General features: G+C 66.5%; 3 protein-coding genes. All 3 read left to right on the forward strand.

Translation table 11 applies throughout. The features are described from left to right. On the forward strand, positions 1-1,497 hold a 1,497-nt coding region (gene infB, locus J7E68_RS17405), incomplete at its 5' end, for a translation initiation factor IF-2 (protein ID WP_215174718.1). A gap of 71 nt (positions 1,498-1,568) precedes the next feature. Then, positions 1,569-2,003, forward strand: coding sequence for a 30S ribosome-binding factor RbfA (gene rbfA, locus J7E68_RS17410; protein ID WP_215174720.1), 435 nt, complete (start codon positions 1,569-1,571; stop codon positions 2,001-2,003). Positions 2,004-2,133: 130 nt separating this feature from the next. Next, positions 2,134-2,880 (forward strand): hypothetical protein (locus J7E68_RS17415; RefSeq protein ID WP_215174722.1); only part of this gene is annotated, 747 nt, incomplete at its 3' end.

Here is a 2,880-nt window from a genome sequence, read left to right on the forward strand (position 1 = left end):
CACGTCGACCACGGTAAGACCCGACTGCTCGACGCGATCCGCCAGACCAACGTCATCGACGGCGAGGCCGGCGGCATCACGCAGCACATCGGTGCGTACCAGGTGTGGACGGAGCATGAGGGCATCGAGCGTGCCATCACCTTCATCGACACCCCGGGTCACGAGGCGTTCACCGCCATGCGTGCTCGTGGAGCGCAGGTCACCGACCTCGCGATCCTCGTGGTCGCGGCCGACGACGGCATCATGCCGCAGACGGTCGAGGCGCTCAACCACGCCCAGGCGGCGAACGTGCCGATCGTGGTCGCGGTGAACAAGGTCGACAAGCCTGACGCCAACCCGGCGAAGGTCCGTCAGCAGCTCACCGAGTACGGTCTGGTCGCCGAGGAGTATGGCGGAGACGTCATGTTCGTCGATGTGTCGGCTCGTGCGAACACGGGTATCCAGGACCTCCTGGATGCCGTGCTGCTCACCGCCGACGCAGGTCTCGACCTGACCGCCAACCCGAACAAGGCCGCTCGTGGTGTCGCCATCGAGGCGAAGCTCGACAAGGGTCGCGGTTCGGTCGCCACGGTGCTGATCCAGTCCGGAACTCTGCGCATCGGTGACGCGATCGTCGCCGGCACGGCCTACGGCCGCGTGCGTGCGATGGCAGACGAGAACGGCGAGCAGGTCCTCGAGGCCTACCCGTCGCGTCCGGTCCAGGTGCAGGGTCTCAACTCCGTGCCGCGTGCCGGCGACGTCTTCATCGTCACCGACGAAGACCGCATGGCCCGTCAGATCGCTGAGAAGCGAGAAGCAGTCGAGCGCAACGCCCAGCTGGCCAAGGCCCGCAAGCGCATCTCGCTCGAGGACTTCACCCGTGCTCTCGAAGAGGGCAAGGTCGAGTCGCTCAACCTCATCATCAAGGGTGACGTCTCCGGTGCCGTCGAGGCACTCGAGGAGTCGCTGCTCAAGATCGAGGTCGACGACTCGGTGCAGCTCCGCATCATCCACCGCGGTGTCGGTGCGATCACGGAGTCCGACGTCAACCTCGCGACGATCGACAACGCGATCATCGTGGGCTTCAACGTCCGCCCCGACACGAAGGCGCGTGAGCGCGCTCAGCGTGAGGGTGTGGACATCCGGTTCTACTCGGTGATCTACAACGCGATCGACGAGATCGAGAGCTCGCTCAAGGGCATGCTCAAGCCGGAGTACGAAGAGATCCAGTCGGGTGTCGCCGAGATCCGCGAGGTGTTCCGCTCCTCGAAGTTCGGCAACATCGCCGGTGTCATCGTGCGATCGGGAACGATCACGCGAAACGCCAAGGCTCGTGTCATCCGCGACGGAGTGGTGCTCGCCGATGGCCTCGCCATCGAGTCGCTGCGTCGCTTCAAGGACGACGTCACCGAGGTGCGTACGGACTACGAGGCCGGTATCGGCCTCGGCAAGTTCAACGACATCCAGATCGGTGACGAGATCGAGACTACAGAACCGATCGAGAAGACTCGCAGCTGATCGAGTTCGATATCTTCGGGCGAGGGTGCATCATGCATCCTCGGCCGAAGGGTACGTAGAGGGAGAGAACAATGGCTGGTGAACGACAGGCTCGTCTGGCTGATCGCATTCGGGTGATCCTCGCTGAGCGTCTCGAGAAGGGGCTGCGCGACCCGCGCCTCGGCTTCGTCACGATCACGGATGTCCGTGTCAGCGGTGACCTGCAGCACGCCTCCGTCTTCTACACGGTGCCCGGCACCGAAGAGGAGCGTCTGTCCAGCGGCGCGGCACTCACGTCTGCGACCGGCATGCTGCGCAGCGAGGTCGGAAAGCAGCTGAGCACCCGACTGGTGCCCACGCTCGAGTTCATCCCCGACGCGCTTCCCGAGAACGCCGACCACATCTCGGCGCTGCTGCGTGAAGCACAGGAACGTGACGCAGAGGTGGCGCGGCTCGCCTCGTCCGCATCGCACGCGGGCGACGCCGATCCGTACCTCCGTCAGGAAGACGACGACACGAAGTCCTGAATATCGGTGCCCTCGTCTGGGGCGCCGGCGGTCTTGCTAACCTCACTTCAACGGGCTTCTGCTCGCGGGGACTGGGGGGTTCGGCATCGACGTTTCGCGTGCGCACGGAGCGACTTCGGTCGCTTCCGGAGTGATGGGGGAGATCCTCGACGATCTCCTCGAGCATGACCTGAGCTGCGCACCGCATGTCGCAGCGCGGCTCGCCTCCGAGCTGTCGGCTGATCCGGTCACCATCAGGGCCGTCGCGGCCAGGCTCGACGCCGCTCAGCGCCACGGCCTCAGGGCACTGCCGTCGCCGTTGCCGATGGTGCCGTCCGTCGAGGCGCTCTTCGCGGATCTCGAGCTCGACCCCGACGACCTCGAGATCCTCGTAGCCGTGTCGATGCGTCTCGACGACAGACTCGACCCGCTGGTGGATCTCGCGGGACGGTCTGCGGATGAGCTGGCCCGCGGTCCGCTCGGTTCGCTTCTCGAGATGCATGCCGGCCGCGTCCGGCTCGCCGACCCGCGTCTGGCGATCTGGCTGCGGGCGACGACCCCGCCGCCCATCGCGTCTGCCGTGCACGCGAGGCTGCACCGCATCTTCGACGAGCGCGGCGAGAGGGTCGATGCCGATTGGCACAGTGCTCGCGCGTCGATGAACGGCACACCCGTCACCGCCGACGAACTCACGAGGATCGCCCGAGAGCATTCGGAGGCAGGACTCAGCGAGCGGGCATTCCATCTCGCGGCGGAGGCCGCGGCGCATTCGAGCGGCGCCCCGCATGATGAGGCGACTCTCGTGGCAGGTGTCGCGGCGATCGCCGCGGGCTTCGCGGCAGAGGCGGCGGCCAGGCTCGGGAGCCTCTTCCCGGCCGGGGCGGAGCGCTTCCGTCTG

It is taken from the genome of Microbacterium sp. ISL-103, assembly GCF_018613995.1.
Taxonomy (GTDB): domain Bacteria; phylum Actinomycetota; class Actinomycetes; order Actinomycetales; family Microbacteriaceae; genus Microbacterium.

Coding starts and splice junctions, on each gene's coding strand:
- rbfA (WP_215174720.1), top strand. CDS start 1,569: ATGGCTGGTGAACGACAGGCTCGTCTGGCTGATCGCATTCGGGTGATC.